The sequence below is a fragment of the Corynebacterium sp. HMSC055A01 genome (assembly GCF_001809405.1).
Taxonomy (GTDB): Bacteria; Actinomycetota; Actinomycetes; order Mycobacteriales; family Mycobacteriaceae; genus Corynebacterium; species Corynebacterium hesseae.
On the sequence record NZ_KV797598.1, the window covers coordinates 179,749 to 180,260 of the forward strand.

General features: G+C 68.9%; 2 protein-coding genes. Both read left to right on the forward strand.

Going from position 1 to position 512, the window contains the following annotated elements:
* Positions 1-141 precede the first annotated feature (141 nt).
* Positions 142-267: a hypothetical protein gene (locus HMPREF2604_RS14435; RefSeq protein ID WP_256375350.1), complete on the forward strand. Its 126-nt coding sequence runs from the start codon at positions 142-144 to the stop codon at positions 265-267.
* A complete protein-coding gene (locus HMPREF2604_RS14440; protein WP_256375350.1) occupies positions 264-389 on the forward strand; it encodes a hypothetical protein in 126 nt (41 codons plus the stop codon). Before HMPREF2604_RS14435 ends, HMPREF2604_RS14440 begins: the two co-directional genes overlap by 4 nt.
* The last annotated feature ends 123 nt before the right edge of the window (positions 390-512 follow it).

Genomic DNA, 512 nt, shown 5'->3' on the forward strand with positions numbered 1-512 from the left:
GCTCCCCGCGTGAGCGGGGATGAGCCGGTATCGTCGCCGGTGACGCGTAGCTTGTGCCCGTGCTCCCCGCGTGAGCGGGGATGAGCCCCCAGCAAGGTATTCGACACCCGCATCTTTAAGGTGCTCCCCGCGTGAGCGGGGATGAGCCTCCTCAAGCTGACCGGCGACTCACACACCGGTGGTGCTCCCCGCGTGAGCGGGGATGAGCCGGCCCGCGAGGGCGGTGATGCTGAGAAGGTTGCGTGCTCCCCGCGTGAGCGGGGATGAGCCTCCTCAAGCTGACCGGCGACTCACACACCGGTGGTGCTCCCCGCGTGAGCGGGGATGAGCCGGCCCGCGAGGGCGGTGATGCTGAGAAGGTTGCGTGCTCCCCGCGTGAGCGGGGATGAGCCGCTGATTAGCCGCGCCGAGGTGGTTGATTACGAGTGCTCCCCGCGTGAGCGGGGATGAGCCCCCGACCGGCTGCTGCACGGACGCTGTAATTCAGTGCTCCCCGCGTGAGCGGGGATGAG